Genomic DNA, 24,805 nt, shown 5'->3' with positions numbered 1-24,805 from the left:
CGGCCTCACCCCACGCTGAAGAAGCGCTGGAAGTAGTCGGCCGGACAGCCCTCGCCCACCAGTACCCCCTCGGCCTCCACCCAGGCGTGCGCCGCGAAGGGCGGGCTGGTGCGCACCCCCACGCACCACACGGGCCAGCTGCCGCGCATGCGGCACAGCAGCACGGTGGCCAGCGAGCGCGGCAGGCAGCCGCGCTGCCCGCCGCAGGCCAGGCTCACCGCGAGCACCGTCTCACGGGCCTTCGCCGCCTCCGCCTCGGTCGCCGGACGCGCGCCGCGCCGCAGCAGGGCGAGGACGGCGCGGATGCGGCCCGGCGGCAGCACGGCCAGCAGATGGGCGCAGCCCACGGCGGAACGCGCCGCGAGGCGGTGCGCCAGGGGGACGGAGCGGGGATCGTACGGAATCGCTTCGGGGGTCGACACCTTCTCCTCTTCTCCTTCTCTTCTCCCGCGGACTTCTCTTCCCGTGCCGGCCTGCGGTCCGGCCCGTCGCTCCGGCGGCGCTGCGGCCGGCGGCCCGCTCAGCCGGAGACGAGCCGCGCGTCGCGCAGCTCGCCGAGGATGCGGAGCACGTCCTCCTCGGCCTCCTCGGGAGCCACGTCGTACTCGCCGGTGAGGGCCGTCGCCGCCTGCCGGGCGGAGCGGCCCTCCAGCAGTGCGCGCAGCACGGCGGCCGCGGTGGGGTTGAGGGTCCAGTACTCGCCGCTCCGCTGGTCGAGCAGGGCCGTTCCGTACTCGGTGTCCGTCATCAGCACACCGGGGCGCAGGGTGAGCGCCATGGGGGTCTTCCTTCCGTTCGGTCCGCCGCAGGCGGTCGGGACGATGGGTCAGGAGGCCGGTCGCGAGGAGGCGGTGGCGTTCTCACGGGACCGCAGCCACACCTCGCAGGCGACCGTCGGCTGCAGCAGCTCGCTGCCCAGCTCCGCCGACACCGGGAGGTCGCACCACCGGCGCAGCGCGGAGGCGTCGATCAGGCCCAGCCGTTCCAGACGGGAGTCCTCGAACAGGGCCAGCAGCCGCTCGCGGTGGCGGCGCAGACCGAGCTCCGCCTCCATCCCGGCATTGGCCTTGGTGGCCCGTGTACGGCTCTCCTCGGGCACGATGCCGCGCATGGCCTCCACGATCAGCGGCTTGTAGCGGAAGGGGGTGATCCGGTCCTGCGGACGCACGGCCAGGCACGTCTCGACGACCCGGTCGTCGTAGTAGGGCGCCTCGCAGGCCACTCCCAGCGGCGCGGCCATCTGGTCGACGTGCCGGGCGAAACGGGAGGTGAGGTCCATGGTGGCCAGCTCCCGGTGCGTCCCGTGGCCCCGGCCCGCGGCCAGCGGTTCCACGGTGGCGGCTTCGGCCAGGATGCGCTCGCGCACCGCGTGGACGGCGTCGGGCGTCGTCCACGGCGGCAGCCTGGGCGGCACGCACCACTCCAGCAGCGGCTCCCGCTCCCGCGGCTGGGGCCGCAGCAGGTCCTGCCCGACCCCTTTCAGCCAGGACGGGTAGTCCCGCCGGTCGAGGAGCTGGCGCAGCACCTCCCGCCGGGACCACCCGTACTTGGCGGTGAAGCCCCGCAGACTGCGCAGGGCGGTCCGCGGATGCGTGCGGACCATCGTGTGCAGATGCGCGGCGCAGCCCATCAGGAGCTCGTCACCGCCCATGCCGGTCAGGTGCAGGGTGGAGCCCCGGTGTGCGGCCAGCTCCAGAAGGCTCATGCGGCGCCGGTGGTCGACGGCCATCAGGCAGGGGGCGTCGAGGCGGTCGTCGAACGTGTCCAGACCGTCGTAGGTCAGGGGGATCCGCTCGGCCGGGACCAGATGGTGCTCCACGTTCCCCAGGGCCGCCACCGTCCGGCGGGCCCAGTGCGCGTCGTCGCCGAGCGGGTCGTGGGTCTCCGCGGTGTAGGCGACCACCCGGGCCGTTCCGCGGGCGGCCGCGCAGCAGATCGCCGTGGAGTCCAGGCCGCCGAGGTCCGCCGTCACCAGGGAGCGGCCCCGGGTGCGTACGTCGACGGCGGTGGTCAGCGCCTCCGCCAGCGCCTCGGCGCCCTCGGCCAGGGGCACGGAGGGCTCCGGCGCCGTCCACCGGCGGAACCGCCGCGTGCCCCCTTCCGGGGGGAGGCACAGCCAGTGGTCGCCGGGCAGGCGCTCCACCCCCTCCCACACGGGCTGCCCCGACAGGGGGTGCAGCAGACTCAGGGTCAGCAGATGGACGGCCAGGCGCCGTTCGTCCATGCTCCTGCCCGCGAGTTCCGCCACCACGTCCGCGCGGTCGCCCGCCACCGTCACCGGGCCGGCGCCGGCGTGGAAGACGCGCCGGATCCCCACCACGCCCCCCTGTATCCGGACCCGGCCGGCGGCGCTGGCGAGGAGGTGGAAGCCACCGGGCCACGCCGCGGCGAACCGGTCGAGCGAGGCCAGCGAGTCCCGGGCCGCCGCGGCGGCACGTGCGGCCTCCTCGGCGGTGACCAGGTGCTCGCCGAGCACCGCCACCCGTGCGTCGCCGCAGTCCCCCACCGTCAGCGCGTCCTGCGCCCAGTGGCCCAGGATCCAGGGGCGGCCGGAGGGGTGCGCCACCTCCCGGGAGGCGTGCGCACGCGCCCGTGCGCCGAGCCCGGCGGCGGCGTCGGTGTCGGGGAGGACGACGAACCACGCGGAGGCGGGGGGTGGGGAGAAGGAACCGTCCATCAGTCTCCTATCGAGAGGACCACCGGCTTCGGCCGGTGATGGGATCGCTCCTGGCGAGGCAGGGGGCCGCCCCCGGCGGAGCCGAGGGTGCGGTCGCCCCCGGCGGAGCCGAGGGGAGAATCGCCCCGGGCCTGTGGTGATTTCCTTTCGTCCCGCGAGGGACCGTTTCGGGCCGGGCCGTGGCCTCCGGGTCGGAAGCCCTCTCCAGGTGGGGGAGCGGGGCCGCGGACGTGCACACCTTCCGGCCGCCGGTGTCCGGAGACGGGCGAGCCGGGCGGCAGCCGCTGCCACCCGGCTCGCCGGCCGGCGGGGAGGGCCGGCCGGGGCTCCGCACCCGTCACGGGTGCGGAGCGGTCGTGCGGTAGCCGCGTCAGGCCAGGTTCTTGCCGCCCAGCAGGTCCGGGGCGCTCCGGCCGGCGAGCCCGGTCGTCTTGCGGAAGCCGCCGGCCTTGGCGAGGGTGGGACGCACGTAAGCGCGCATGATCATTCCCTTTCTGTCGTGGTGTGGTGTGCTCGCGGGTGTTCCGCGAGGGCTTCGAGGCCGGCCGGAGCGGGCTGCGCAGGCATCCCGGAGGATGGTGGCGCGTCCGACCACCCGCACACGACCGGCCGTCGCGAACCTCTCGAAGCCGAAAACCACGCTAGAAATACGAGGACATCACCACAACAGCGCACGGATGCCAACAACAGGCGCGTAGGAAATTTCCTATGTGTACTTGCGTGAAGGCTTCTGCGCTGTCCTGTTGGTCTGTGGGAGGCGGCCCACCGGCGCGGACGGACCGGCCCTGGGCGGGGTCCGCCGCGGCGCGGCGGGTGGATCGGCCAAGGCGCCGCGGACGGGTGTGGGCCCTGCCTGGCCGGCCCCGGGCGCGCGGGTGCGTGCCGCGGCTGACCCGGACCCCGGCCCGGCCGTTCGAATCCGGGCAGCCCCCGCCCCCACGGCTGCGGGGCGGGCCGGAAACCGGCCCGCCCCGCGCGTGTGTGCCCGGCCGGACCGGGCACGACGGCACCGGCCTGCCGCGCGCCGTGCCATCGGCGCCGCCCAGGCGGGGGCCGCCCCCGCGCCATCGCCGCGCGGCCCCTGTACTCCTGTGTACTCCTGTCGCCGGCCCGTGAGGGCCTACTGTCGGCGGGAGTGGGTTCCCGGATTGATGATCTCGTCCAGCACCTCGCGAACCACCGAGAAGACGACACGGTCGACGTCGGCCGCCGGAGTGCCGGCGCTCCCTTCCGTGCCGGACAGACCCCCGGTCCCGGCCTCCCGCTCGGCGGCCCAGTCGCGTGCGACCCGGATGCGACGGAGGAGTTCGTCTGCGTCCACGACATCAGTCATGAGCGGAATCTACCCGCGGACGCGGCACGGCAGCCTTCGCCGGGTGTGTCCGTTCTGTGCCGACCCGCTCCGCGCCGGCTGCCGGGCCGGCCCCGGAAAGGCGGCGCGGCGGCCGCGCGTACGCGGACGGCAGGCGGGCACGCCATGAGCAGGGACCGCCAACTGAGCCAGGGAGGAGGGCAGTTGGAAACGGAGTCCGCTGCTCCGGAGATTCGGGGGTATACGGGCCCCGACGGACGGCGAACGGCCGACGACGACCCGTGGGGGTGACCCGTGCCCGTGCAGAAGACGAGCGTGCTGGTGCTGGACTGCGCCGAGCCCGAGGCGCTGGCGGAGTTCTACGCGAACTTCCTGGGGGCCGAGGTGCGCCGGGGCGCGGACCCGGACTTCATCGAGGTGACCGGGCCGGAGGGGGTCCGCCTGGCGGTCCGGCGCGACCACGGCTTCGCCCCGCCGAGCTGGCCACGCCCGGACGACTCCCTCCAGGCGCACCTGCACATCCTGGTCCCGCAGGAGGGCATGGACGAGGCCGAACGCGAGGCGGTCGGCCACGGGGCGCGCCCGATCGACACCAAGGACAACGGCGGCCCGCGCGACGTCCGCCTGTACTCCGACCCGGCCGGGCACACCTTCGCCCTGGTGGCCCGGGAAGGCCGGACGGCGGACTGACGGGCGGAGGACCGACGGGCGGAGGGGCCCGGGCGCGCCCCTGCGGCACGTCCCTATGGGATGAGGGACTCGGTGGTGCGGGTGGCCGAGTCGTAGCTGCGGGCACCGGTCAGACGGCCCCGCACCGGCCCCCGCAGCCCGGCGGGCAGCAACTCCGCGTCCGGCCGGTCCCATGCCGGGCGCCGGCTGCGTCCGAGGGTGATGTGCGGGACCCACCGGCCGGGAGCGTGCAGCGGGTTCATCCCCCCGGCCCCGGGCGAGGCGGCCAGCGCCCGCCAGACCGCCCCGTGCAGCCGCAGCAGCTCCGGGTCCGGCCGTACGGCCCAGGCGAGGACGTGCGTACGCCCCGTGAAGCGCAGCAGTCCGTCAAGGCACAACTCCGCCGGGAGGGCGGCCAGGGCCGCGGCGACCTCCTCGCGCGCCGCGCCCGGGAGCGCGTCGGCGGTGGCCAGGGTGAGGTGGGGGCGGTTGGTCGGATGGGCGTGCGCCTCCTGGCTGGGCGACCCCGTCGCGGCCAGATGGCGCCACACCCGGCGCACGGCCAGGTCGGCGGCGCCGTCCGGAAGCAGCTCCACGGTGCGCACACGGGCCAGCGTACGGCGCGCCCCGCCCGTCCGGCGTACGGTGGCACCCCCGCGGGGCCGGATCTCCGGCCCCGCGGGGGCGGTGGTCACAGGTGCTTGGCCACCACGGCCTCGACGAACCGGCCGACCTCGGCCTCGGGGAGGTTGCGGGCCAGGTCGGCTTCGCTGACCATGCCGACCAGCCGCTTCTCCTCGTCGATGATCGGCACCCGGCGGACCTGGTGCTTCTCCATCGTGTCCAGGACCTTCTCGACGTCCGTGTCGGCGGTCGCCGTGAACGTCCGCCCCTGGGCCAGCTCACCGGCGGTCGTCCTGGCCGGATCGCCCCCCGTGGCCAGGCACTTCACCACGATGTCGCGGTCGGTGACGATTCCGTGCAGCTTGTCGTCGTCGCCGCATATCGGCAGCGCGCCCACGTCCAGGTCGCGCATGCGCCGCGCCGCGGCGTCCAGCGTCTCGTGCTCCCCGACGCACTCCGCTCCGGTGTGCATGATGTCCCGGGCAGTGGTCATGGCAGTCTCCTCGAATCGGAAATGCGGTGGATCCCGCGAATGCGGAGGATGCGGTGAACGCGGTGGGTCCGGCGGATTCGCCGAGTTCATCGGGTCCGGCCGGTCCGGCAGATCCGGCCGGTCCGGTGAACGCGGTGGACCCGGCTTCGCGGAGAGGCCCCGAGCGCCCAGGCGCCCCGGCGTCTTTGGACACCCGGACCCGGTAGTCCATTCTGGTCCGCTCCGCCCCGTCCCGCATCCGGGCGGCGGGACGCCGCGTCAGGCGGCGCGCCCGTCCGCGGCGGGTACGGTGAGGACCGGGCAGCGGGCGTGGTGGAGCACCCCCTGGCTCACCGACCCCAGCAGCATCCCGGTGAAGCCCCCGCGGCCCCGGGTGCCCACGACCAGGCCCAGGGCCTGCTCGGACGCCTCGGCCAGGACCTGCACCGGATGCCCCCGTACGCACTCCTGGCGCAGCTCCACCTCCGGGTGCGCGGCGGTGCGGCCCGCGACCGACTCCGACAGCAGCCGCCGGGCCTCCTGCTCCGCCGCGTTCTCGTCCAGGGGGCCCAGCAGCGGCGGATGCCACACGTACAGGGCCCGCAGCGCCGCGCCGCGCAGCGAGGCCTCCTCGAAGGCGAAGTCGACGGCCGCTGCGGAGTCCGGACTGCCGTCGACGCCCACCACGAGGTACGGCGGCCGCCGGACGACGTGCTCCGGCTCCCGCAGGACCACCACCGGGCAGGGGGCGTGGGCGGTGAGCGGCAGGCCCACCGCGGCGGAGCCGAACAGCTCCTGTGCGGAGGACAGGTGCCAGGAGCCCACCACGGCCATCGCCGCGCCCCGCGCCTCCTCGCGCAGCACCCAGGCGGGGTGCCCCTCCGCCAGCAGCCAGGAGACCTCCACCCGCGGCTGCCGCTCCTCGGCGAAGGCGACAGCTTCCCCGAGCACCTGCTCGCCGGCCTCGTGCAGCGCCTGGTTCCACTGCTCCCAGGAGGGCCGCAGCTCCGACGACCAGTAACCGCCGGTCGGCACGCCCTCGGCGTGCACCACCCGAAGCGGCAGGCCCCGCCGGGCGGCCTCGTCCGCGGCCCAGGCGAGTGCCGACCGCCGGGAGGGGTCGGGGTCCACTCCCACCACGACCGGCCGGCGTCCCTGTGAACTGGTCATAGCCGCCTCCGGGGTAGTCTCCAGCCCCTCGCCGCCCAGTCTGGCAGCGCCCCGCCGGTCGCGCCCGTCGGGCGGGGCGGGCCGCGGACGGCCGGGGGCGCCGCCTACAGGCCCTGGGCCAGCAGGATCTCGTGCGCGAGCCTGGCCCCGCGGGCCGCCGCCTCGGGCAGCGGAGTGTCCTGGGAGGGGGGCTGCTCCAGGCCCCGGGCGAGGACCCGGACGGCCTCGGCCAGTGCCTGCACCTGCGTCTCCAGCGCCTGCACCCGGGCCTCCTGCGAACTCTGCGGGCCGTGGCCGGGGGGCTGCTCGTACGGGCTGTTCGCGCTCATGTCGGCACCTTTCGTCCGTCGGACCTCGGACTTCGGGGATCGCCAGGCGGCCGGCCGCCGGCGTCCGGACCGGCGCGGGTCTCCCGGGGCACCGGTCGGCCCGCGGCCGCCTCCTTCCGGCCATCCTCTTCCAGTCTGCTCCGGCCCGCGCGCCGGCGGAGGGCTCCGGCCGGACCGGTGCGCCGGCCCGGTGTGGACGGTGCTCCACGCGCTCATCGGCTTCTCCGCCCGGCCGGCCCGGCGGGCCGGGGGAGCGCGTGCCCGGTCCCGCCGGTCTGCTCGATCTCGTCGAAGGCGGCCGGCGCCGCCGGTTCCCCGGCGAGCCCGTCGGGGATCCGCACCCAGGCGGTGATCGGTGCGACGCGGTGGTCTGCCGGGGAGAACACGAACGACTCCTCGCGCAGCCGCCCCTCGCGGGCCGGCGCGTCCCGGGCGGTCTGGTCTCGAACCAGATGCGCACCGTGCCGGAGCCGGCCCGCTGCCTGCGGAACGGATGGCGGGCCGTCAGCCTGTGCCGCTCCTCGCCCAGCACCGCGAGGTGGGCCGGCGGCTCGCCGGGGAGCGGAGCACGACCGTGCTCCCGTCCGGGCCGGGCACGGACACCTCGCCGTGGTCGGTGAGCGGCACCAGCGGCTCGTGCACCACGGTCACGTCGCCGCGTTCGGCCATCATGCGCAGGAAGGCGGTGGAGACCGCCCTGGGGTGCGCCCACATGGCTATGACGGTCACATCGACCACTCCGTCGGGCGGCGGTCCCAGCGGTGGCCGCGCAGCTCGTCGAGCAGGGCGCGCTCCAGCCTCCGGCCGTCGGAGACGGCCAGGTTGGCGCGGACGTGCTCCGGTCTGCGCATGCCGGGGATGACGGTGCTGACGGCCGGGTGGTGGAGGATGAAGCGCAGCGACAGCTCGGGCAGCGTCATGCCCTGGGGCAGCACCTTCTTCAGCCGCTCGGCGCGCTCGACCGTCGGGCCCAGGTTCTCGGGGCCGAAGTAGACCGCCCGCCAGTCGTCCTCGGGGAAGACGGTGTCGTGGGAGAGCTTCCCGGTGAGGCCGCCCTCGTCGAAGGGGACGCGGGCGATGATGCCGATGTCGTCGAGCAGCGCGCGTTCGAACAGCTCGTCCTCGGGTGCCTGGTCGAAGATGTTGTAGATGACCTGGACGACGTCGACCAGGCCGGTGTCGATCGCCCGCAGGCAGTTCTCCGGCTCCCAGCGGTTGACGCTGATGCCGAACCCCTCGATCACGCCCTCGGCCTTCAGATCGGAGATCACCCGCTGCCAGCGTTCGTCATCGCTCCACCGGTCCTCCCAGACGTGGAACTGCAGCAGGTCGATGCGGTCGGTGCCGAGGTTCTCCAGGCTGCGGTGGACGTACTCGCGCACATGGCCGGGCGGGAAGACGTCGTCGAGGGTGTCGCCGGGGCGCGGCGGCCACTCCCGGTTCAGCGGCGGGACCTTGGTGGCGACGTACAGCCGGCGGTCGGGGTGCCTGCGCAGCAGGTCGCCCAGCATCCGCTCGCTGACACCGCGACCGTAGACCCAGGCGGTGTCGAAGAACGTGCAGCCGAGGTCGACCGCCAGGTCCAGGCAGTCCGGGGCCGTGTCGTAGTCCCAGCCGGTGAAGCCCCCGGGGCCGCCTCCGATGCCCCACATGCCGTAGCCGATCTCGCTGACGTCCCAGCCGAGCCGGCCCACGCTTCGGTAGCGCACTGTCGTCCTTTCGGTTCGTTCTCTCGGTGTGTTCGGTGTGTTGTTCGGTGCCCGCCGTGCCGTTCAGGCGGTGAGCGTGGCGCGGTGGGCGGCGACCGCCGCCTACCGCGGCCCCTCGCGCAGGCCGCGGCGGGCGTCGAGGGCGGCGCACGCGTCCTTGGTGAACAGGCCGGGATCGTCCGACAGCAGGCGCCGGAAGTCCGGGGTGCCGCCGGGCACGGCCGGCGGCAGGGCCGTCAGCAGGGCGTGCGGCCCGGCCGCCTCGGCCCGGAACTCCGGGACGGCGCTGTCCGGGTCGCCGCCGATGACCCGGTACACCGTCCGGAAGGCGCCCAGGACCTCACGGGAGGGGTTTCCGCCCGCGAAGGAGCGGGCCATCACCCCCGGTCCGGCCAGGGTGGTGAGCATGAAGCCCTTGGTCATCGCGCGCCACCGCTCGGCGACGGCGAGCCCGGCCCGGGGGCTGACGGTCTCGACGCTCCGCGCGGTGCCGAAGAAGCCGTTGTCCGCACGCCGCGGGCGCGCCTTGTCGATCTCCTCCTCGGCCCGCTCGTCCGGCGTGCCGCGGTCGGTGAGCGAGAACTCCGGGGCAACGGCCACGATCACTCCAGGGGGTCCGACGGGTGGTGTACGGGTGGTGTACGGGTGATGCGCGGAAGAGGGCGTTCGGACACGGACGGCGCGGAGTCCCACCGCAGGGGCTCATGGCGGGGCCTGCCGGCGGACGCGGCCGGGCCGGGGGAGGGGAGGGACCTTAGACGCCCAGCCGCTCCTTCACCTCGGCGGGGAACGGCACGTACCGGTAGTCGCGGGCCGCCGGGTCGTAGTCGGTGTACCGGTTGGTGAACTCCAGCAGCCGCCTGCGGGCGGCCTCCACCGGCTCCCGGTGGAGGCCGGCCTCGATGCGCTGGATCCCGCAGAGGGACTCGGCCAGGGCCGTGGGGGCCGCCGCACCGGGCTCGATCACGCCGTCCCCGACGCGGATGCCGCCGTGCTCGCCGAGGTGGCCGAAGAGGAGCGGGGAGGCCACCGCGTCGTAGTCGGGCCGCGGGACGCCCTCCACGGCGTAGCACTCGGCCAGGTGGGGATCGGCGGGCAGCTCCTCGCGGGTGAGGCAGTCCAGCGACAGCTTCGGGAAGCAGGAGGCGCCGAAGAGCGAGAAGAGGTGGTTGTCGCGGCGGCCGTTGACGTGGCCCCTGACGGCGTCCAGCCGGCCGCCGGGGGCGAAGGAGCCGATGTCCTCCAGAAAGGCCCGCACCACGGGCCTTCGGGACGGTTCCGGGGATCCCCCGATCCGTTCGGCCAGGATCCTGAGCGTGTCCCTGCCGCGGAACGGGGAGCGGTCCGGCGGTTCCCGGCGGATCGCGTCCACTTCCGTGAACACCGCCTCCATCCCTTCGTCCGGAGCTCCCCGCCGGTCTTCTCGTTCCTGCCGCTGTCGTGCCTCACACAGCCTCCCGGGCGCCGGCGGTCGAAGCCGGCACGAGTCGCTGGTCGAACTCCCGCGGCGGACCGGTGGGGTCCGGCCGAGGGGACGGTCCGGCCGGCCGGACGGTCGGGTGACGACGCCGGTCGACGCGCGTTGAATCGGGGGACGCCCCGGCGTCCGCCGATTCCTCTTCCTCGCAGGTGTCCAGGTGTTCGGGTACGTGTTCGAGCCGGCGCCCGAGCAGGACGGGGCCGCGGTGGCCAACGGGAGCCGATGGCCACGCAGGAGCGTAACCACGATCATGTGACCTGACCAGACGTTCGATCACGCGAGTGCCGACGTTCTCCCGGAGACCGGGCGCCCGGGGCGGGCAACCGTGACATCGGCTCAGGAACCTCGCGGGACAGGGCGGAACGGCGCACTCCGGTGATGGATGAACCAGCTCTGCCAGGGGAAGGGAGACCCGGTGACCCGTCACAGGGGGAGGAGGGACGTGGACGATCCGTCAGGCGCCGCACGCGCACTGTGGACCCTGCTCGAACCGGTCCACGCGGTGACCTACTTCGCGCCGGAGGCCCGGGACGCCTTCGAGGACGCGGGGCTGCGAGGCTTCTGGCGCGGTTACTTCGCCGGACGCGCCGCGCCGCTGGGGGAGACCGGGCCGGAGCCGGTCACGGCCGCGTTCTTCGGCTTCGCCCCGGCCATGGTCGCCCGGGCCCTGCCCGGACTCTGGGCGGTGGCGACGCCCGAGCGCGCCCTGGAGGCGCGCCGGGCCGGAGCCGGCGCGGCACTGCGGCGCCTGCTGGCCGGGCACGGCCGGCAGGCGGAGGAGGCCGCCGCTCTGCTGCTGCCCGTGGTCCGGGACCTGGACTGCGCCGGGCGGGTGCTGGCCGCCGCCAACCGGGCGCTGCCCGTTCCGGCGGACCCGCTGGAACGCCTGTGGCACGCGGCGACCGTACTGCGCGAGCACCGCGGTGACGGCCATGTCGCCGCTCTGGTCGCCGCGGGATTCGACGGCTGCGAGATCCTCGTCCTGCGGGCGGGCATCGACCTCCCCCGCGGCGAACTCCAGCCCTACCGGGGCTGGAGTGACGACGAGTGGCGGGCCGCCGGGCACCGGCTGGCCGCTCGCGGCCTGCTGGATCCCGGCGGCGGGGCGACGCCGGAGGGGCGGCTGGCCCACCGCGCCGTCGAGGAGGCGACCGACCGTGCCGCCGCGCGCCCTGGCAGGGGCTGGACGCGGCGGCGGGGGAGCGGCTGCTCCGGCTGCTCACCCCTGTGGCCCGTGCCGCCGCCGCGGCGCTGCGGTTCCCCAACCCGATGGGGCTGCCGGCACCGGCGGGGCGGGGTGAGAGGCACCACCGACCCCGAAGCACCCCGAAGCGCCCCGAAGCGCCGGAAAGGGGTCAGAACGCGTAGCGTACGCGCAGCCAGGGCGCATGCGCCGCGATCAGCTCGCGCAGGCGTTCCACGGCCGCTCCCTTGGCGCCGCTGCGGTAGCGGACGTTCCGGCTGCCGCCCTCCGAGACCTTGGCCTCCTGGAGTTCCGGCCGCCACAGCACCTCCTCGGCCCGCGGATGCCAGCCCAGGTTCACCTCGTGCAGACCCCGGTTGTGGGTCAGCATGATCACCTCGGCCGCGGCCTGCGCCTTGACCGCGGGCGGCAGGACGTCGTCGAGCTCCCGCAGCAGACCGGCCCACGCCTCCTCCCAGCCCGGGCGTACGACGACCGGCGAGAGGTTGAAGTGCACCTCGTATCCCGCCTCCAGGAAGTCGCCCGCGGCGGAGATCCGCTCGGCGACCGGGCTGGTGCGGATGTCCAGCAGCCGCGAGTCCTCGGCCGGCATCAGGGAGAGGCGGATCCTGGTGCGGCCGCGCGGGTCGTACGCGAGCAGGTCCGGGTTGACGAACTTGGTCGCGAAGGACGCCTTGGCCGTCGGCCACCGCCGGAAGGCGGCGACCAGGTCGGCTGTGCTGTCGCAGACCAGCGCGTCCACCGAGCAGTCGCCGTTCTCGCCGATGTCGTACACCCACGCGCCGGGGTCGCACTGGTTGGGAGCGGTTTTACGGCCCTGGGCCGCGATGTGCCGGCCGAGCCGGTCGATGATCCGGTCGGTGTTGGTGAAGACCGTGATCGGGTTGGCGTAGCCCTTGCGGCGGGGGACGTAGCAGTACGCGCAGGCCATGGCGCAGCCGTTGGAGGGCCCCGGGGCGATCCAGTCGGCCGACCGGCCGTTGGGGCGCACGGTGAAGGTCTTGCGGACCCCCAGGACCAGCGTCTCGGTCTTCACCCGCACCCACCGGGCCGTGCTGCCCCGGTCGCCGTGCAGCCCGGGGATCCGCCAGTGCGAGGGGACTTCGACCACGCGGGCGCGGGGGAAGCGGGCGATGACCTCCCGCCCCCGGGCCGACGCGGCGGCCTCCGGCTCCGCGTGGATCTCCCGTACGTCGAGCATGCGGGCGGCCGCCGGGGAGTCCCGGAACGAGGCGGCGGACGCCGGGGGGCGGTCCGTTCCCGGCGGCAGCAGGTCCTCCAGGGGGAACAGGCCGTCCGGCCGGCCGGGGTGGTGCTGCACGGGGAGCTCCGGATGGTTCGCGGTGGCACGGATGACGCCCTGCCGATCCTAGGGGAGGGCACCGACAACGGGCCGTCGCCGGGACCCCCGCGGCCGCCGGCGCTCCGGGACGGCCACGCATGGAACCGGACCGGTGAAGCATCCGTACGGCATGGAGTGCGTGGTTTACCGGGAAGAGGACGGAACGGCCCGGCGGGTCGGCTGCGAGCGGCCCGAAGAGGCGGGGCGGACGGTGCTCAAACACCTGCGGGAGCTGGGCGAGGGGGAGTTCGCCTGGGTGCGCCTGGACTCTCCCGCCGAGCACGAGGTGGCCGATCTGACGGCCGAGTTGGGGCTGCACCCGCTGGCGGTGGAGGACGCCGTCCACGCGCGCCAGCGTCCCAAGCGCGAGCGGTACGGCGACGTGCTGGCGGTGGCGCTGAGGACGCTGTGGTATGTCGAGGAGGATTCGGAGGTGGAGACGGGGGAGGCGATGGTCTTCATCGGGCCCCGTTTCGTGATGACCGTCCGGCACGGGTCGGCCGACCCGGCCGCCGAGGCCGCCCGCCGGCTCGCCGCCGACCCGGCGACGCTGCGCTTCGGCCCGGTCTCGGTCCTGCACGCCGTCCTGGACGTGGTGGTGGACGCCTACAACGACGCCGCGGGCAAGGTGCGCGCCGATCTGACCCGGCTGGAGCGCTGCGTCTTCTCCCCCTCCCGCGACGACCTCACCGAGGAGATCTACTCGCTCAAGCGGGAGGTCCTGGAGTTCCGCGACGCCGTCGGGCCCCTGGTCCCGGTGGTGCGGGAGTTCGCCGCCGAGCCGCGGTCGCAGTGGCCGCGGGGGGTGCTTCCGTACTTCCGCGACGTGGCCGACCACCTGCACCACGCCGACACCGAGGTCCGGTCCCTGGACGAGTTGCTCAACTCCGCGCTCGACGCCCATCTGGCCAGGGTGGGCACCTGGCAGAACGACGACATGCGCCGCATATCGGCATGGGCGGCGATCCTCGCGATCCCCACCATGGTCGCCGGCCTGTACGGCATGAACTTCGAGCACATGCCGGAACTGGGCTGGGAGTTCGGCTATCCGCTGGCCGTGGGCGTGATGGCCGCCGCCGCGGGACTGCTGTACCGGGCCTTCCGCCGCAACGGATGGCTGTGACGGCGGGCGGCGGGTCACCCGAACGCCCCGAAGAGGGTGTTTCGAGGGTTTCCGCCCGGTGAGGGAGGCAACGCGGAACAGAGGCAAGCCCTTCCCCTCAAAGGAGTTCCCGTGGCTGTCACAGCCTTCGTCATACCCCCTCTGCTGCTGTGCGTGATGCTCGCCCTCGGGCGGTACGAGGAACGCATGCTGGGCGAGGCCGACCCGGGGCCCGCGGCCGAGCCGGCCCGCGAACGCCACCTGCGGGCCGTACCGGACCTCCCGGCGCACAAGCCGGAGCGCTCCACCGCCCCGCGGGAGGACCGGCACGCCGCGTGAGGCCCGGTCGCCGCAGGACCGGAGCCCCGCCGGGCCCGCCCCGCGTCCCGGTACGACCCGGCCGGCCCGAACGCCGGGCGATCCGTGCCGGAACAAGGCCGCCGCTTCCCGCGAAGCGGCGGCCTTGTTCCGTGCCGCGGCCAGGGTCCCGGGTGAACCGGCCGCACGGGCGCGGAGGCGTCCCCGGGAGCACTCCGGACGTTTGCGGACGCATGCGACGATCCACCCCGGGCACGCGATCCGATATGGGAACACTGAGCCGATGGGAACGCAAGGTCGAGAGCTGGGAGCAATCGCTGCTGGCGAGGATGCTCCGCAGGGAACCGGTCGAGATCCTCGACGCCCTGCGGAGCGAGTGCGACGCGCACACCGTCGTGTGCAGCCACAGCCGTGTGGTGGTTCCCAACGCCTACGAGGTCGAACTCTCCACCGCCGTGTACGAGAAGCTGGCGCGGCGCGGCGGGCAGATAGGCCAGCTGCTGGCGGACAGCCTGGCGCGCCACGGGGAGAGGAAGGGGTACGAGTGGGCCGGCCCGCTCACCGTCCGCGTCACCGTCTCCGACGACGTGCCCAACGGCCGCTACCGGGTGACCGGCAGCCCCACCCCCAACGTCCGCGCCGACGCGTTCACCGGCCACGGGGACCCGGTCACCGCCCCGGTGCGGTGACCGCTCACGGAGCGCCGGGTGTGACCAGCAGGAAGGGGGTACGGCGGGCCCCCCAGTACAGCAGCGCCTCCCAGCCGCACCCGGCCAGGTGCTCCGCGCACGCCCTCAGTTCCCGTTCGGCGCGCTCGCGGCCGGCGGAGGCGGCGGGGCCCCGCCACTCCACGCGGACCGCGCCCGGCTCGCCGGAGCCGAGGACGCGGTACCCCGCCCGGGTGCGGCGCCCGCCCTCGTCGACCGCCGACGGCGGTACGCCCGCGGCCTCCAGGGCCAGGGAGACCGCCCAGACCATCCGCGTCCGCTCCCAGGGTGCCGGGACGCCCGGACCGGGCCCGGCGAAACCGCCGGTGACGCGGCGTATCTCCAGCACACCGGCCCAGGCGCGGGCCACGGCGGCGGCGCGCCGCCCGGGGTCCTCCCGCGTCGGCGGCCCGTCCCCGGTCGCCGCGGCGAACGCCCCGGGACCGGTCGGCCCGGCGGCTCCGGTCCGCCCTGCCGGAGCGGGCGCCGGGGGCGGAGCCGCCCCGGCCCGGCCGGGGACCGGCTCCGGCACGCCGGGGTCCGGTTCCCCGCACGGCTCCTCGCGCAACTCCTCGCGCACCGCCCGCCCCGCCTCGGTCAGGTAGTACCTGCCCGCCCGGCCGTACGCCACGGCCAGGCCCCTGTCCCGCAGGGCGGCACCCGTCGCAGGACTCCCCGTCAGCTCTCCCGTCGCGGGATCGGACGCCATGACCGCCCGCCGCTGCGCGGGGGTGAGCGACTTCGCCGTCGCACGCCGCGACACCGCACCACCTCCTGGCCGTACGGCTCCTGCCACCCGGTGCGGGAGGAGCCGTACGGACCAGTATCCGGGTGGACGCCGCGGCGCCCCCGCCGGCCGCGCGGCCGGTCCGCCGGGGTCAGCAGCAGCGGCTCTGCGGATGCTCCTCCCGGTGCCGGGCGCGCCGCCGTTCGTATTCGCGCCAGGAGGGGACCGGCTCACCCGGGTGCTCGCGCAGGTGCCTGAGGCGGAAGCGCTCGTAGTCCGCCTCGCCGGAGAACTCGCGCAGGTACCAGCGGACCCCCCGCAGCAGCCGGGCCGCCCTGTCGAGCAGTGCGCCCGTCATCGCTCGCCCGCTCCCACCGGTTCCTTCTCCCCCTCCTCCGCCCTGCCCGAGGACCACGACGCCGGGACCTCGATCCGGGACTCGACGTAGGGCGCCTCGGTGGTCGGCAGCGGCTCAGCGGACCGCACGGCGCGTACGCACACCACGGCCGCGTTGACGATCACCGTGGCGACCAGCACCAGGAACAGGGCCATGAGCACGCCGTCGACGGTCTGGTTGAGCACCACCGTGTGCATCTCGTCCATGTTCTTGGCCGGAGCCAGCACCTGGCCGGCGTCGATGGCCTCGGAGAAGCGTTCGCGGTTGGCGAAGAAGCCCACCTTCGGGTCGTCGGAGAAGATCTTCTGCCAGCCCGCCGTGAAGGTGACCGCCACGTCCCACGCCAGCGGCACGCCGGTCACCCAGGCCCAGCGCAGTTTCCCGGCCTTGATCAGCAGGGTGGTGGCGAGGGTGAGGGCGATCGCGGCGAGCAGCTGGTTGGCGATGCCGAACAGCGGGAAGAGCTGGTTGATCCCGCCGAGCGGGTCGGTGACACCGACGTAGAGGAAGTAGCCCCAGGCGCCGACGACGAGGGCGCTGGTGATCCAGATGCCCGGCTTCCAGGTGACCCGGCCGATGGGCTTCCAGACGTTGCCCAGCATGTCCTGGAGCATGAAGCGGCCGACCCGGGTGCCCGCGTCCACCGTGGTGAGGATGAACAGCGCCTCGAACATGATCGCGAAGTGGTACCAGAACGCCTTCATCCCGGCGCCGCCGAACACCTGGGAGAAGATCTCCGCCATGCCGACGGCCAGGGTGGGCGCGCCGCCGGTGCGCGCGATCAGGGTCTCCTCCTCGACGGCCTTGGCCGCCGCGGCCAGCTGGTCGGGGGTGATGCTGAAGCCCAGGTTCGCCACCGCCTGGGAGGCGCTCTCCACCGTGGTGCCCAGCATGCCGGCCGGGGCGTTCATCGCGTAGTACAGGCCCGGGTCGATGACGCAGGCGGCGACCAGCGCCATGACGGCCACGAAGGACTCCATCAGCATGGAGCCGTAGCCGATCATCCGGACCTGCGACTCCTTCTGGATCAGCTTCGGCGTGGTGCCGGAGGCCACCAGGGCGTGGAAGCCGGAGAGGGCGCCGCAGGCGATGGTGATGAACAGGAAGGGGAACAGCGAACCGGCGAAGACCGGGCCGTCGCCCGAGGAGGCGAAGGGGGTCACCGCGTCGGTCTTCAGCGTCGGCGCGGCGACCAGCACGCCGACCGCCAGCAGCACGATGGTGCCCACCTTCATGAAGGTGGACAGGTAATCACGGGGCGCCAGCAGCATCCACACAGGCAGCACCGAGGCGACGAAACCGTAGGCGACCAGGCAGAACACCAGGGTCGTGGGGCTCCAGGTGAAGGTGTCGGCCAGCGACGAGTCCTGGATCCAGCCGCCGCCGAGGATCGCCAGCAGCAGCAGGGCCACCCCGATGGCACTGGTCTCCACGACCCGGCCCGGCCGCAGGTAGCGCAGGTAGAAACCCATGAACAGGGCGATGGGGACGGTCATGGCGACCGAGAAGGTGCCCCACGGGGAGTGGGCCAGGGCGTTGACCACGACCAGCGCGAGCACGCTCAGCAGGATGATCATGATGGCGAAGACGCCTATGAGCGCCGCGGCGCCGCCCACCTTGCCGATCTCGTCGCGCGCCATCTGGCCCAGGCTCTTGCCGTCCCGGCGCATGGAGAGGAACAGCACCACCATGTCCTGGACCGCCCCGGCGAAGATCACGCCGACGACGATCCAGATGGTGCTCGGCAGATAACCCATCTGGGCCGCCAGCACCGGGCCGACCAGCGGCCCGGCTCCCGCAATGGCGGCGAAGTGGTGGCCGAACAGCACACGGCGGTCGGTGGGGTGGTAGTCGACGCCGTCCTCGAGCCGCTCGGCCGGGGTGGCGCGGCTGTCGTCGGGCTGGAGGACCCGCCGGGCGATGAAGCGGGCGTAGAAGCGGTAGGCGATGGCGTACGAGCCCAGAGCGGCGACCACCAGCCAGATCGCGGAGATCTCCTCGCCCCGGGCCAGGGCCATCATGCCCCAGCCGACCGCGCCCAGGAGGGCGACGGCGGTCCACAGCAGGATCGATCTCGGCCCGGTCCTCGGCCCGGTCGTCGGTTCGGTCGGCACGACGGGTAATGGCATGACGGCTCCTCGCCTGACTGGTCGCCCCGGTGGACAGCGGTACGAGGCCACGGGCCGCGGGGTCGGCCGGCTCCTGTGGTCTGTGCAAGAGTTGCCGGTCACCACGATCGGGTTGACAACGGGTTTACGGCGGATTTCCCTGGTCTCCCTGTCGATGGAAGACACGGGCCGGGCAACCGGTGAGCGAGGGACCCGCGCACCCCAAGGACGGTGATCGATGGCCGACGGCGCCATGGCCACGGCGTTCCTCGCCGTCATCGGCGGAGCGTCGCTCCTGGCGGCCACCGCCCGCCGTCTCCGCGCCGGCGACCGCCTGCCGTCGCTGGAGGGCTGGGCACTGGCGGACCGGAGCCTGGGCACCGCGTGGACCTGGCTGCTGCTGGGCGGCACGGTCTTCACCGCCTACACCTTCACCGCCGTGCCCGGACTGGCCTACGGCAACGGGGCCACCGCCTTCTTCGCGCTCCCCTACACCGTGATCGTCTGCCCGCTGGCGTTCGTCCTGCTGCCCCGGCTGTGGTCCGTGGCCCGCCGCCACGGTTACGTCACCGTCGCCGACTTCGTCCGCGGGCGCTACGGTTCGCCGCCGCTGGCCCTGGCGGTCGCCCTCACCGGCATCCTCGCAACGATGCCCTACCTCGCCCTCCAACTGCTGGGGATCCGCGCGGTGCTCACCGCGGGCGGCCTGTACCCGGACGCGGTCACCGGGGACCTGGCGATGGCCGCGCTGTTCGCGGGGCTGGCGGTGGCCACCTACCGGCACGGCCTGAGAGCGCCCACCGTCATATCCGCCCTCAAGGGAGTGGCCGTCTTCGGCTCGGTCCTGGTCACCTTCTGGCTCGTCCTGGACCACCTGGGCGGCCCCGGCGCCATGTTCGACGCGGCCGGGCGCACCCTCACCGAGCGGGGCGCGGAGGGTGCCCCGCTCGTCCTCGCCCCCGGGCAGCAGTCGGCCTTCGCCACCCTCGCGCTGGGCTCGGCACTGGCCCTGCTGATGTACCCGCACGTGCTCACCGCGGGTTTCGCGGCCTCCGGCACCGGGGTGCTGCGCCGGGTCTCCTCCGCCCTGCCGCTGTGGACGGCGGTGCTCGGCCTGTTCGGGCTGCTGGGCATCGCCGCCCTGGCCTACGGGGTGCGCACCCCGCGCGGGGGAGCGGAGGCCGCGGTCCCCATGCTGGTCGACCGGCTGATGCCGGGGCCGCTGGCCGGACTGGTCTTCGGGGCGCTGGTGGTGGGGGCGATGGTGCCCGCCGCCGTGATGTCGATCGCGGCCGCGACCTCCTTCGTGCGCAACGTGTACGTCGAGTACTTCCACCCCACGGCCACCCCCAAGCACCAGGTCAGAGTCGCCAGGGTGGTCTCGCTCACCGCCAAGGCAGGGGCGGTCGCCTTCGTGCTCGGCCTGCGCGACCAGGACGCGGTGAACCTGCAACTGCTCGGCGGCGTGTGGATCCTGCAGATCTTCCCCGCGGTGGTGGCCGGGCTCTTCACCCGCCGCCTGCACCACCGTGCGCTGCTCGCGGGCTGGGCCACCGGGATGGCGGTCGGCACCTTCATGGTCGTACGGGAGGGCTTCTCCCCGGTGGCGCCCTTCGGACCGGCCGGCCTGGAGGTCTACGCGGGGCTCGTCGCCCTGCTGCCGAACCTGGCCGTCGCGGTGGCCGCCACCCTCGTCCTGGACCGTGCCGGGGTCCCCCGCGGCCCGGACACCACCACACTCCCGCCCCGCATGGCCCTCAGACACCGTCCCGAGACGGGAGCGAGCACCTTATGAAACCCATCCGCGACCGGTTCGGCCGGGACGCCCGCGCCGCCGTTCTGCCGCCCGCCCCGGTGGTTCCCCCGCCGCGAGCGGCCTCCGAGGGGCTGGAGCCGGAGCGCGAGGCGGAGGTGGCCCGCCTCTTCAGCCTGCACTACACGCCGATGCTGCGGCTGGCCACGCTGCTGGGCGCCGACGACCCCGAGAACATCGTGGCCGAGGCCTACTACCAGATCTACCGGAAGTGGAGGAAACTGCGCGAACCCGGCTCCGCGGAGGCCTACCTGCGGTCGGTGGTCTGCAATCTGACCCGGATGCGCATACGCCACCTGCAGGTGGCTCGCAGGCACATGGAGCCGCCGCCGTCCGAGCCGGTCGCCTCCGCCGAGAACTCGGCGCTCCTCCGCGACGACCAGCGGGTGCTGATCGACGCGCTCCAGCGGCTTCCCGCCCGGCAGCGAGAGGCACTCGTCCTGCGCCACTGGCTGGGACTGAAGGAGAGTGAGATCGCCGCGGCCATGGGGATCTCGGCCGGTTCGGTCAAGACCCACACCTCGCGCGGCATCGCGGCCCTGACCCAGGCGATGGAGGCCCGCAGATGAACGTCCCCCGCACACCCGGAACCCCGGACGCCCCCGGCACGGAGGAAAGGCTTCGGGAGGCGCTGGAGACCCTGGCGGGCGGCGTCCACGCGGCCCCCGACGCCTACCGCGCCGCCCGCGGCGGCTGGCTCCGCAGGGAGCGCAGGCGCCGGCTGGTCCTGGCGGTCCTGGTGACCGTCGTCTTCGTGCTGGCCGTCCTGGCCGGCCTGTGGGTCCTCAACCAGGCCCCCACCGAACGCAGGGCGGTCTTCGAGGACGTCCACGGCGGGGGACGGCCACCGGCGGCTGCCCGACCCGTGACCGCCGACCCGTGACCCCCGGCACGGGGCCGGCGCGGTCACGGCCCGGGCGGTCAGCCGCCGCTGGAGGCCACGATCCTGCGGACGTTCCCGACGCTTCCGCAGTCGGCTTCCAGGTGCTCGGCACGCGCCTTCGCGAAGGCCTCCCCGAGCTGGGCGCGCCGGCTGTCGGCGACGTTCTCGCGGGCGTCGTTGAGCAGGGTGCGCTCCTCCTCGTCCGCGTGGTGGTTGACGGCGGTGACGAGCGCCTCCAGCTTCTCGTCCCACTCCTCGGAGGAGGTGTCCTCCACCTCCAGCAGGGCGAGCAGCGCCTCGTTGGCCTCGCCGTGCTCGTGCACGCTGTGCTCGACATCGCCGTCGTCGACGTTCTTGTAGCGGCGCAGGGCCGGGTAGACCTTCTCCTCCTCGGCCAGGGAGTGGGCGACCAGCAGGGCGGCGAACTCGCCCAGCGCACCGGCCCGGTCGGCCTCGGCGTTGCGCATCGTGCGGAAGAGGTCCTCCATCCTGCGGTGGTCGCGCAGGATCAGCTCGACGACGTCGGAGGTTGCGGGCGGCATACGGGCTCCTCGAAGGAAACGGAACGGACAGGACGTGAAAAGTGGTCGACCGGTCCGCCGGATACCCCGTCGCCTGCGGCGGACACCCCGGCGGGCGTCCCTGTGATCTCCCCGTTCCCCGGCCGCGGCCGGAGTGGCGGGCGTGGTACTGCCGTCCGGCCGGGGGAGATACGGTGGGGACCTCGAACAGGCTTGTGCGGACGCGGCGAGCAGACGGCGCGGGAGCGGAGCGGATGTCCTTGACGGGTGCCGGCCCGAAGCCGTCCCCCGAGTGGGAGCGGCACATGTGCTGCGCCTACGCGGGGGAGAGGCAGTGGGCGCGCAGCGCGGCGGAGTTCGTCCGCGAGGGCCTGGCCGCCGGGCGGCGGGTGGTGTACTTCGCCGACACCGCGGCACCGGCGGCCGTGGTGGAACGGCTCGGCCGCAACGGCGTCGACGCGGTGGCGGCGGCCGAACGCGGCGGGCTCGTCGTCCGCCGGGCCGAGGACTCCTACCTGCGGCGGCCGCCGTTCGACCCGGACCGGATGGCGCGGGCCTGGGAGCAGGAGTGCGCCACCGCGGTCCGGGAGGGGTACGCGGGCCTGTACGCGGTCGGCGAGATGGCCTGGTGCGCACGTGGCGTGCCGGGGGCGGACCGTCTGCTGGAGTACGAACTGCGACTGAACCACGAGGTGTTCGCGCGGCTGCCGCTGACCGCGCTGTGCCTGTACGACCGTGCGGCGGTGCCCGAGGGCACCGCGGCCCTGCTGACCGCCGCCCACATCCGGCGGCTCTTCCCCGGCGGCCGCTCCGGGGCCCGCACCGAGCCGCCGCTGGGCGTCACGCCCCTGGCCGACCGGACGGGTTTCGGGCTGCGCGGCGGAGCCGACGCCGACACCCGGGCCGTCCTGGAGACGGCGCTGGCGGCCCTGGCGCGTCTGCCCGGGCCGGCGGTGCACCTGGACCTGTCCGGCGCCGACTTCCTGGACACCGCGGCCGTCGCGGCGCTGGCCGCGGCCGCCGGCGCCGAGCGCGGGCGGGGCCGGCGGCTGGTCGTGCACCGCCCGCCGCACTCCCTGCGGCGCGTGGCCGCGATGTTCCCCGAGGAGTGCGGCGGGCTGGAGATCGCCCCCTGACGGCCACCGGCCCGGCCCCCCGGCCCTCCCGTACCGGTCCGTTCGCCCGCCTGGCCCCGTCGCGGCGGGGACGGACCGGTACGCGGCGGAGGCCGGCTCGCCCGCCGGCCTCCGCCGCGTCCCTCACCGCCCCCGGTCGGCCCGCAACGGGCGGCGGCACCGGGCCGTCACGCCCCGGCGGCGCGGGCCGGCCCGTCTCCGGGGACGGTGCATTCGAAGGCGTGCAGATACGGGTTGACCGGGCGGACGGAACCGATGGCCAGACCGGCCCCGGTCAGCCGCTCGGCCATGCTGCGCCCGGTGTGCTTGGCGCCTCCGACGTTGAGGAGGAGCAGCAGGTCCATCGCGGTGGTGAACCGCATCGAGGGGGTGTCGTCGACGAGGTTCTCGATGACCACGACCCGGGCTCCGGGCCGCGCCGCGGCGATGATGTTCCGCAGTGTCCTGCGGGTGCTGTCGTCGTCCCACTCCAGGATGTTCTTGACGATGTACACATCCGCGCCGGCCGGGACGGCGGTGCGGCAGTCGCCGGGCACGATGCGCGCCCGGTCCGCGAGCGCCCCGCCCTCCCGCAGCCGCGGGTCGGCGTTGGCCACCACCGGCGGCAGGTCGAGCAGGGCGCCCCGCAGCCCGGGGTGGCGTTCCAGCAGGCTCGCCAGCACATGCCCCTGGCCGCCCCCGACATCGACGACGGACTCGGCCTCCGACAGGTCGAGGAAGGCCGCGACGTCCCGGGCGGACTGCTCGCTGGAACGCGTCATCGCCCGGTTGAAGACATGCGCGGACTCGGGCGCGTCCTGGTGCAGGTAGGCGAAGAAGTCCTTGCCGTACAGATCCGGGACGACGCTGCGGCCGGAGCGCACCGCCTCGTCGAGCAGCGGCCACGCGTCCCAGGTCCAGGGCTCGGTGCACCACAGCACCACGTCCCGCATGCTGTTCGGGTCGTCCTCGCGCAGCAGCCGCGACACGCCCGTGTGCGCGAACCTCCCGTCCCCGTCCTCGGTGAAGACGCCGTGGCAGGACAGGGCGCGCAGCAGCCGCCGCAGGGGGCGCGGCTCCGCCTTCACCTCCGCCGCCAACTCCTCGGCGCTCATGGGGTCCTCCCCCAGCGCGTCGGCCACGCCCAGCCGGGCGGCCGCGCGTACGGCGGCTGCGCACGCCGCCCCGAACGCGAGCTCCCGCAGCCGCATGGGCGGCGGGGGAGCGGTTCCAACGGTTGTCACGGTTGTCATGCACCGCCTCGATTCTTGTGGTGGGGAGGCCCGTCAGCGCGGCGGCAGGGGCGCGCCGTCGCGCTCCCAGCGGTAGAAGCACCGCGCCATGGCGTCCTTCGGGCCGCGCCAGGTCTGAGGGTCGTACGGCCGGACGTACGCCGTCAGCCGCTCGCTGACGGCGCGGAACTCCGGGTGGTCCACGGCCCGGGCGATGGCCGGTCCGGGATCCCGCTCGCTCTCGATGAGGTGCATGTACACATCGCCGAACTGGAAGAGGCTGCGCCGGGCGACGCCGACCAGGTGCGGCAGCTCGCCGCGGTCGGACTCGGCGAACACCTTCGCGATGTCCGGCGCCGCCCCCGGTTCCATCCGGGCGACGATCAGGGTGTGGTGCACGGAGGGGTCCCTTCTCAGTCGGCCATCGCCGCAGGCGCGCCGGCCTGACGGGCGCGCTGCTCGATCCGGTCCCGGATGAGCGCCATCTGGACGCGGGAGTTGCGGTTGATGTTCCGCGTCATCCACGTGTCGTCGACCGGGGCGTCGGGCTTCATCGCGAAGTCCTGCGTCCAGCGCATCCGCACGCCCTCGGGGAGCTGCGCGTACTCCCAGCGGATGTCCATGTACTGGAAGGGGCCCGTCTCCACGCGGTGGGCCCGCACGGTGAGGGCGTCGCGGTCGGCGGTCCGCTCCGACACCCAGCTCCACACCGTGCCGTTCTCGTCCGGGTGCATGGTCAGGCGGAAGGTGGTGGTGTCGCCGTCGCGCGAGAGGATCTCGACGGAGGCGTACTCGCTGAACAGCCGCGGCCAGTTCTCGATGTCGTTGGTGATGTCCCAGACCAGGTCCAGGGGCGCGGCGATGACGATCTCGTTCTCGGTGTGCCCGGCCATC

30 protein-coding genes and 1 pseudogene are annotated in these 24,805 nt (G+C 74.4%); 9 read left to right on the top strand and 22 right to left on the bottom strand.

What is annotated here, in order from left to right:
* Nucleotides 1–5: 5 nt before the first annotated feature.
* The 5 genes from QPK52_RS00900 to QPK52_RS00880 all read right to left on the bottom strand — a co-directional run bounded on the left by QPK52_RS00900 (nucleotide 6) and on the right by QPK52_RS00880 (nucleotide 4,010).
* Entirely contained in the window at nucleotides 6–422 is a 417-nt protein-coding gene (locus QPK52_RS00900) for a lasso peptide biosynthesis B2 protein (RefSeq protein WP_410534894.1), read from the bottom strand.
* Between the two features lie 98 nt (nucleotides 423–520).
* Nucleotides 521–778 carry a lasso peptide biosynthesis PqqD family chaperone gene (locus QPK52_RS00895; protein WP_410534893.1) on the bottom strand — a complete coding sequence of 86 codons (258 nt, stop codon included), beginning with the start codon at nucleotides 776–778 and terminating at the stop codon, nucleotides 521–523.
* 48 nt (nucleotides 779–826) lie between these two features.
* The gene (locus QPK52_RS00890; RefSeq protein WP_410534892.1) at nucleotides 827–2,677 is read right to left on the bottom strand and encodes a lasso peptide isopeptide bond-forming cyclase; all 1,851 of its coding nucleotides are present in this window, start codon (nucleotides 2,675–2,677) and stop codon (nucleotides 827–829) included.
* 370 nt (nucleotides 2,678–3,047) lie between these two features.
* Nucleotides 3,048–3,158 carry a keywimysin-related RiPP gene (locus QPK52_RS00885; protein ID WP_245770004.1) on the bottom strand — a complete coding sequence of 37 codons (111 nt, stop codon included), beginning with the start codon at nucleotides 3,156–3,158 and terminating at the stop codon, nucleotides 3,048–3,050.
* A gap of 639 nt (nucleotides 3,159–3,797) precedes the next feature.
* The gene (locus QPK52_RS00880; protein WP_410534891.1) at nucleotides 3,798–4,010 is read right to left on the bottom strand and encodes a hypothetical protein; all 213 of its coding nucleotides are present in this window, start codon (nucleotides 4,008–4,010) and stop codon (nucleotides 3,798–3,800) included.
* Between the two features lie 273 nt (nucleotides 4,011–4,283).
* On the opposite strand from QPK52_RS00880, the gene QPK52_RS00875 reads away from it, so the two are divergent.
* Complete coding sequence (locus QPK52_RS00875; protein ID WP_410534890.1) at nucleotides 4,284–4,679, top strand: VOC family protein; 396 nt, start codon at nucleotides 4,284–4,286, stop codon at nucleotides 4,677–4,679.
* Between the two features lie 53 nt (nucleotides 4,680–4,732).
* Here the strand turns inward: QPK52_RS00875 and QPK52_RS00870 are convergent, their stop codons facing one another.
* From QPK52_RS00870 to QPK52_RS00830, 9 genes are all read right to left on the bottom strand, one after another.
* Nucleotides 4,733–5,263, bottom strand: coding sequence for a 2'-5' RNA ligase family protein (locus QPK52_RS00870; RefSeq protein ID WP_410534888.1), 531 nt, complete (start codon nucleotides 5,261–5,263; stop codon nucleotides 4,733–4,735).
* Nucleotides 5,264–5,349: 86 nt separating this feature from the next.
* Nucleotides 5,350–5,775 carry a CBS domain-containing protein gene (locus QPK52_RS00865; RefSeq protein WP_410534886.1) on the bottom strand — a complete coding sequence of 142 codons (426 nt, stop codon included), beginning with the start codon at nucleotides 5,773–5,775 and terminating at the stop codon, nucleotides 5,350–5,352.
* 258 nt (nucleotides 5,776–6,033) lie between these two features.
* The gene (locus tag QPK52_RS00860) at nucleotides 6,034–6,924 is read right to left on the bottom strand and encodes a universal stress protein (RefSeq protein ID WP_410534884.1); all 891 of its coding nucleotides are present in this window, start codon (nucleotides 6,922–6,924) and stop codon (nucleotides 6,034–6,036) included.
* Between the two features lie 104 nt (nucleotides 6,925–7,028).
* Entirely contained in the window at nucleotides 7,029–7,253 is a 225-nt protein-coding gene (locus tag QPK52_RS00855; protein ID WP_410534883.1) for a hypothetical protein, read from the bottom strand.
* Between the two features lie 212 nt (nucleotides 7,254–7,465).
* The gene (locus QPK52_RS00850) at nucleotides 7,466–7,639 is read right to left on the bottom strand and encodes a hypothetical protein (RefSeq protein WP_410534881.1); all 174 of its coding nucleotides are present in this window, start codon (nucleotides 7,637–7,639) and stop codon (nucleotides 7,466–7,468) included.
* 118 nt (nucleotides 7,640–7,757) lie between these two features.
* Nucleotides 7,758–7,982, bottom strand: coding sequence for a hypothetical protein (locus QPK52_RS00845; protein ID WP_410534879.1), 225 nt, complete (start codon nucleotides 7,980–7,982; stop codon nucleotides 7,758–7,760).
* The gene (locus tag QPK52_RS00840; RefSeq protein ID WP_410534877.1) at nucleotides 7,979–8,962 is read right to left on the bottom strand and encodes an aldo/keto reductase; all 984 of its coding nucleotides are present in this window, start codon (nucleotides 8,960–8,962) and stop codon (nucleotides 7,979–7,981) included. The genes QPK52_RS00845 and QPK52_RS00840 overlap by 4 nt, the downstream gene beginning before the upstream one ends.
* 102 nt (nucleotides 8,963–9,064) lie before the next feature.
* Complete coding sequence (locus QPK52_RS00835) at nucleotides 9,065–9,562, bottom strand: DUF6202 family protein (RefSeq protein WP_410534875.1); 498 nt, start codon at nucleotides 9,560–9,562, stop codon at nucleotides 9,065–9,067.
* Between the two features lie 154 nt (nucleotides 9,563–9,716).
* A complete protein-coding gene (locus QPK52_RS00830; protein ID WP_410534874.1) occupies nucleotides 9,717–10,346 on the bottom strand; it encodes a hypothetical protein in 630 nt (209 codons plus the stop codon).
* Between the two features lie 538 nt (nucleotides 10,347–10,884).
* Between QPK52_RS00830 and QPK52_RS00825 the strand changes: the two are divergent.
* Nucleotides 10,885–11,729: pseudogene (locus tag QPK52_RS00825) on the top strand (SCO6745 family protein); the annotation flags it as partial.
* A gap of 68 nt (nucleotides 11,730–11,797) precedes the next feature.
* On the opposite strand, the gene QPK52_RS00820 reads toward QPK52_RS00825, so the two are convergent.
* Entirely contained in the window at nucleotides 11,798–12,967 is a 1,170-nt protein-coding gene (locus QPK52_RS00820) for a spore photoproduct lyase family protein (protein ID WP_410534872.1), read from the bottom strand.
* Nucleotides 12,968–13,100: 133 nt separating this feature from the next.
* Here QPK52_RS00820 and QPK52_RS00815 point away from each other — a divergent pair, with 133 nt between their 5' ends.
* The 3 genes from QPK52_RS00815 (at nucleotide 13,101) to QPK52_RS00805 (ending at nucleotide 15,097) form a co-directional block, all read left to right on the top strand.
* Nucleotides 13,101–14,111 carry a CorA family divalent cation transporter gene (locus tag QPK52_RS00815; RefSeq protein ID WP_410534871.1) on the top strand — a complete coding sequence of 337 codons (1,011 nt, stop codon included), beginning with the start codon at nucleotides 13,101–13,103 and terminating at the stop codon, nucleotides 14,109–14,111.
* 111 nt (nucleotides 14,112–14,222) lie between these two features.
* On the top strand, nucleotides 14,223–14,429 hold the full coding sequence (locus QPK52_RS00810; protein WP_410534870.1) for a hypothetical protein: 207 nt from the start codon (nucleotides 14,223–14,225) through the stop codon (nucleotides 14,427–14,429).
* A 245-nt stretch (nucleotides 14,430–14,674) separates the two neighbouring features.
* The gene (locus QPK52_RS00805; RefSeq protein ID WP_410534868.1) at nucleotides 14,675–15,097 is read left to right on the top strand and encodes a DUF3662 domain-containing protein; all 423 of its coding nucleotides are present in this window, start codon (nucleotides 14,675–14,677) and stop codon (nucleotides 15,095–15,097) included.
* A gap of 4 nt (nucleotides 15,098–15,101) precedes the next feature.
* Here QPK52_RS00805 and QPK52_RS00800 read toward each other — a convergent pair whose 3' ends face one another.
* The 3 genes from QPK52_RS00800 to QPK52_RS00790 form a co-directional block, all read right to left on the bottom strand.
* A complete protein-coding gene (locus QPK52_RS00800; RefSeq protein WP_410534867.1) occupies nucleotides 15,102–15,878 on the bottom strand; it encodes a hypothetical protein in 777 nt (258 codons plus the stop codon).
* 115 nt (nucleotides 15,879–15,993) lie between these two features.
* Nucleotides 15,994–16,200 (bottom strand): YbdD/YjiX family protein, encoded by a 207-nt coding sequence (locus tag QPK52_RS00795; RefSeq protein ID WP_410534866.1) that lies wholly within the window; start codon nucleotides 16,198–16,200, stop codon nucleotides 15,994–15,996.
* Nucleotides 16,197–18,368, bottom strand: a complete 2,172-nt coding sequence (locus tag QPK52_RS00790) for a carbon starvation CstA family protein (RefSeq protein ID WP_410534865.1) — start codon at nucleotides 18,366–18,368, stop codon at nucleotides 16,197–16,199. The genes QPK52_RS00795 and QPK52_RS00790 overlap by 4 nt, the downstream gene beginning before the upstream one ends.
* Before the next feature lie 217 nt (nucleotides 18,369–18,585).
* Here QPK52_RS00790 and QPK52_RS00785 point away from each other — a divergent pair, with 217 nt between their 5' ends.
* From QPK52_RS00785 to QPK52_RS00775, 3 genes are read left to right on the top strand one after another with little or no spacing between them, the layout of a single operon-like run.
* Nucleotides 18,586–20,142 (top strand): sodium:solute symporter family protein, encoded by a 1,557-nt coding sequence (locus QPK52_RS00785; RefSeq protein WP_410534864.1) that lies wholly within the window; start codon nucleotides 18,586–18,588, stop codon nucleotides 20,140–20,142.
* Nucleotides 20,139–20,729 carry a SigE family RNA polymerase sigma factor gene (locus QPK52_RS00780; RefSeq protein WP_410534862.1) on the top strand — a complete coding sequence of 197 codons (591 nt, stop codon included), beginning with the start codon at nucleotides 20,139–20,141 and terminating at the stop codon, nucleotides 20,727–20,729. The genes QPK52_RS00785 and QPK52_RS00780 overlap by 4 nt, the downstream gene beginning before the upstream one ends.
* Entirely contained in the window at nucleotides 20,726–21,043 is a 318-nt protein-coding gene (locus QPK52_RS00775) for a hypothetical protein (RefSeq protein ID WP_410534860.1), read from the top strand. Before QPK52_RS00780 ends, QPK52_RS00775 begins: the two co-directional genes overlap by 4 nt.
* Before the next feature lie 38 nt (nucleotides 21,044–21,081).
* Here the strand turns inward: QPK52_RS00775 and QPK52_RS00770 are convergent, their stop codons facing one another.
* Complete coding sequence (locus tag QPK52_RS00770; RefSeq protein WP_410534859.1) at nucleotides 21,082–21,585, bottom strand: hemerythrin domain-containing protein; 504 nt, start codon at nucleotides 21,583–21,585, stop codon at nucleotides 21,082–21,084.
* 233 nt (nucleotides 21,586–21,818) lie between these two features.
* On the opposite strand from QPK52_RS00770, the gene QPK52_RS00765 reads away from it, so the two are divergent.
* Complete coding sequence (locus tag QPK52_RS00765; protein WP_410534857.1) at nucleotides 21,819–22,700, top strand: MEDS domain-containing protein; 882 nt, start codon at nucleotides 21,819–21,821, stop codon at nucleotides 22,698–22,700.
* A 167-nt stretch (nucleotides 22,701–22,867) separates the two neighbouring features.
* On the opposite strand, the gene QPK52_RS00760 is transcribed toward QPK52_RS00765, so the two are convergent.
* The 3 genes from QPK52_RS00760 to QPK52_RS00750 are packed head-to-tail and all read right to left on the bottom strand — an operon-like array spanning nucleotide 22,868 to nucleotide 24,804.
* Nucleotides 22,868–23,923 carry a methyltransferase gene (locus QPK52_RS00760; protein ID WP_410540146.1) on the bottom strand — a complete coding sequence of 352 codons (1,056 nt, stop codon included), beginning with the start codon at nucleotides 23,921–23,923 and terminating at the stop codon, nucleotides 22,868–22,870.
* 42 nt (nucleotides 23,924–23,965) lie between these two features.
* A complete protein-coding gene (locus QPK52_RS00755) occupies nucleotides 23,966–24,310 on the bottom strand; it encodes a TcmI family type II polyketide cyclase (protein WP_410534856.1) in 345 nt (114 codons plus the stop codon).
* Between the two features lie 14 nt (nucleotides 24,311–24,324).
* A complete protein-coding gene (locus tag QPK52_RS00750; protein ID WP_410534854.1) occupies nucleotides 24,325–24,804 on the bottom strand; it encodes an SRPBCC family protein in 480 nt (159 codons plus the stop codon).
* Nucleotide 24,805 lies beyond the last annotated feature (1 nt).

It is taken from the genome of Streptomyces sp. KL2 (assembly GCF_046529545.1).
GTDB lineage: Bacteria > Actinomycetota > Actinomycetes > Streptomycetales > Streptomycetaceae > Streptomyces > Streptomyces radiopugnans.
The sequence above is the reverse complement of the archived record's forward strand: the minus strand, read 5'-3'. Positions and strand labels throughout refer to the sequence as shown.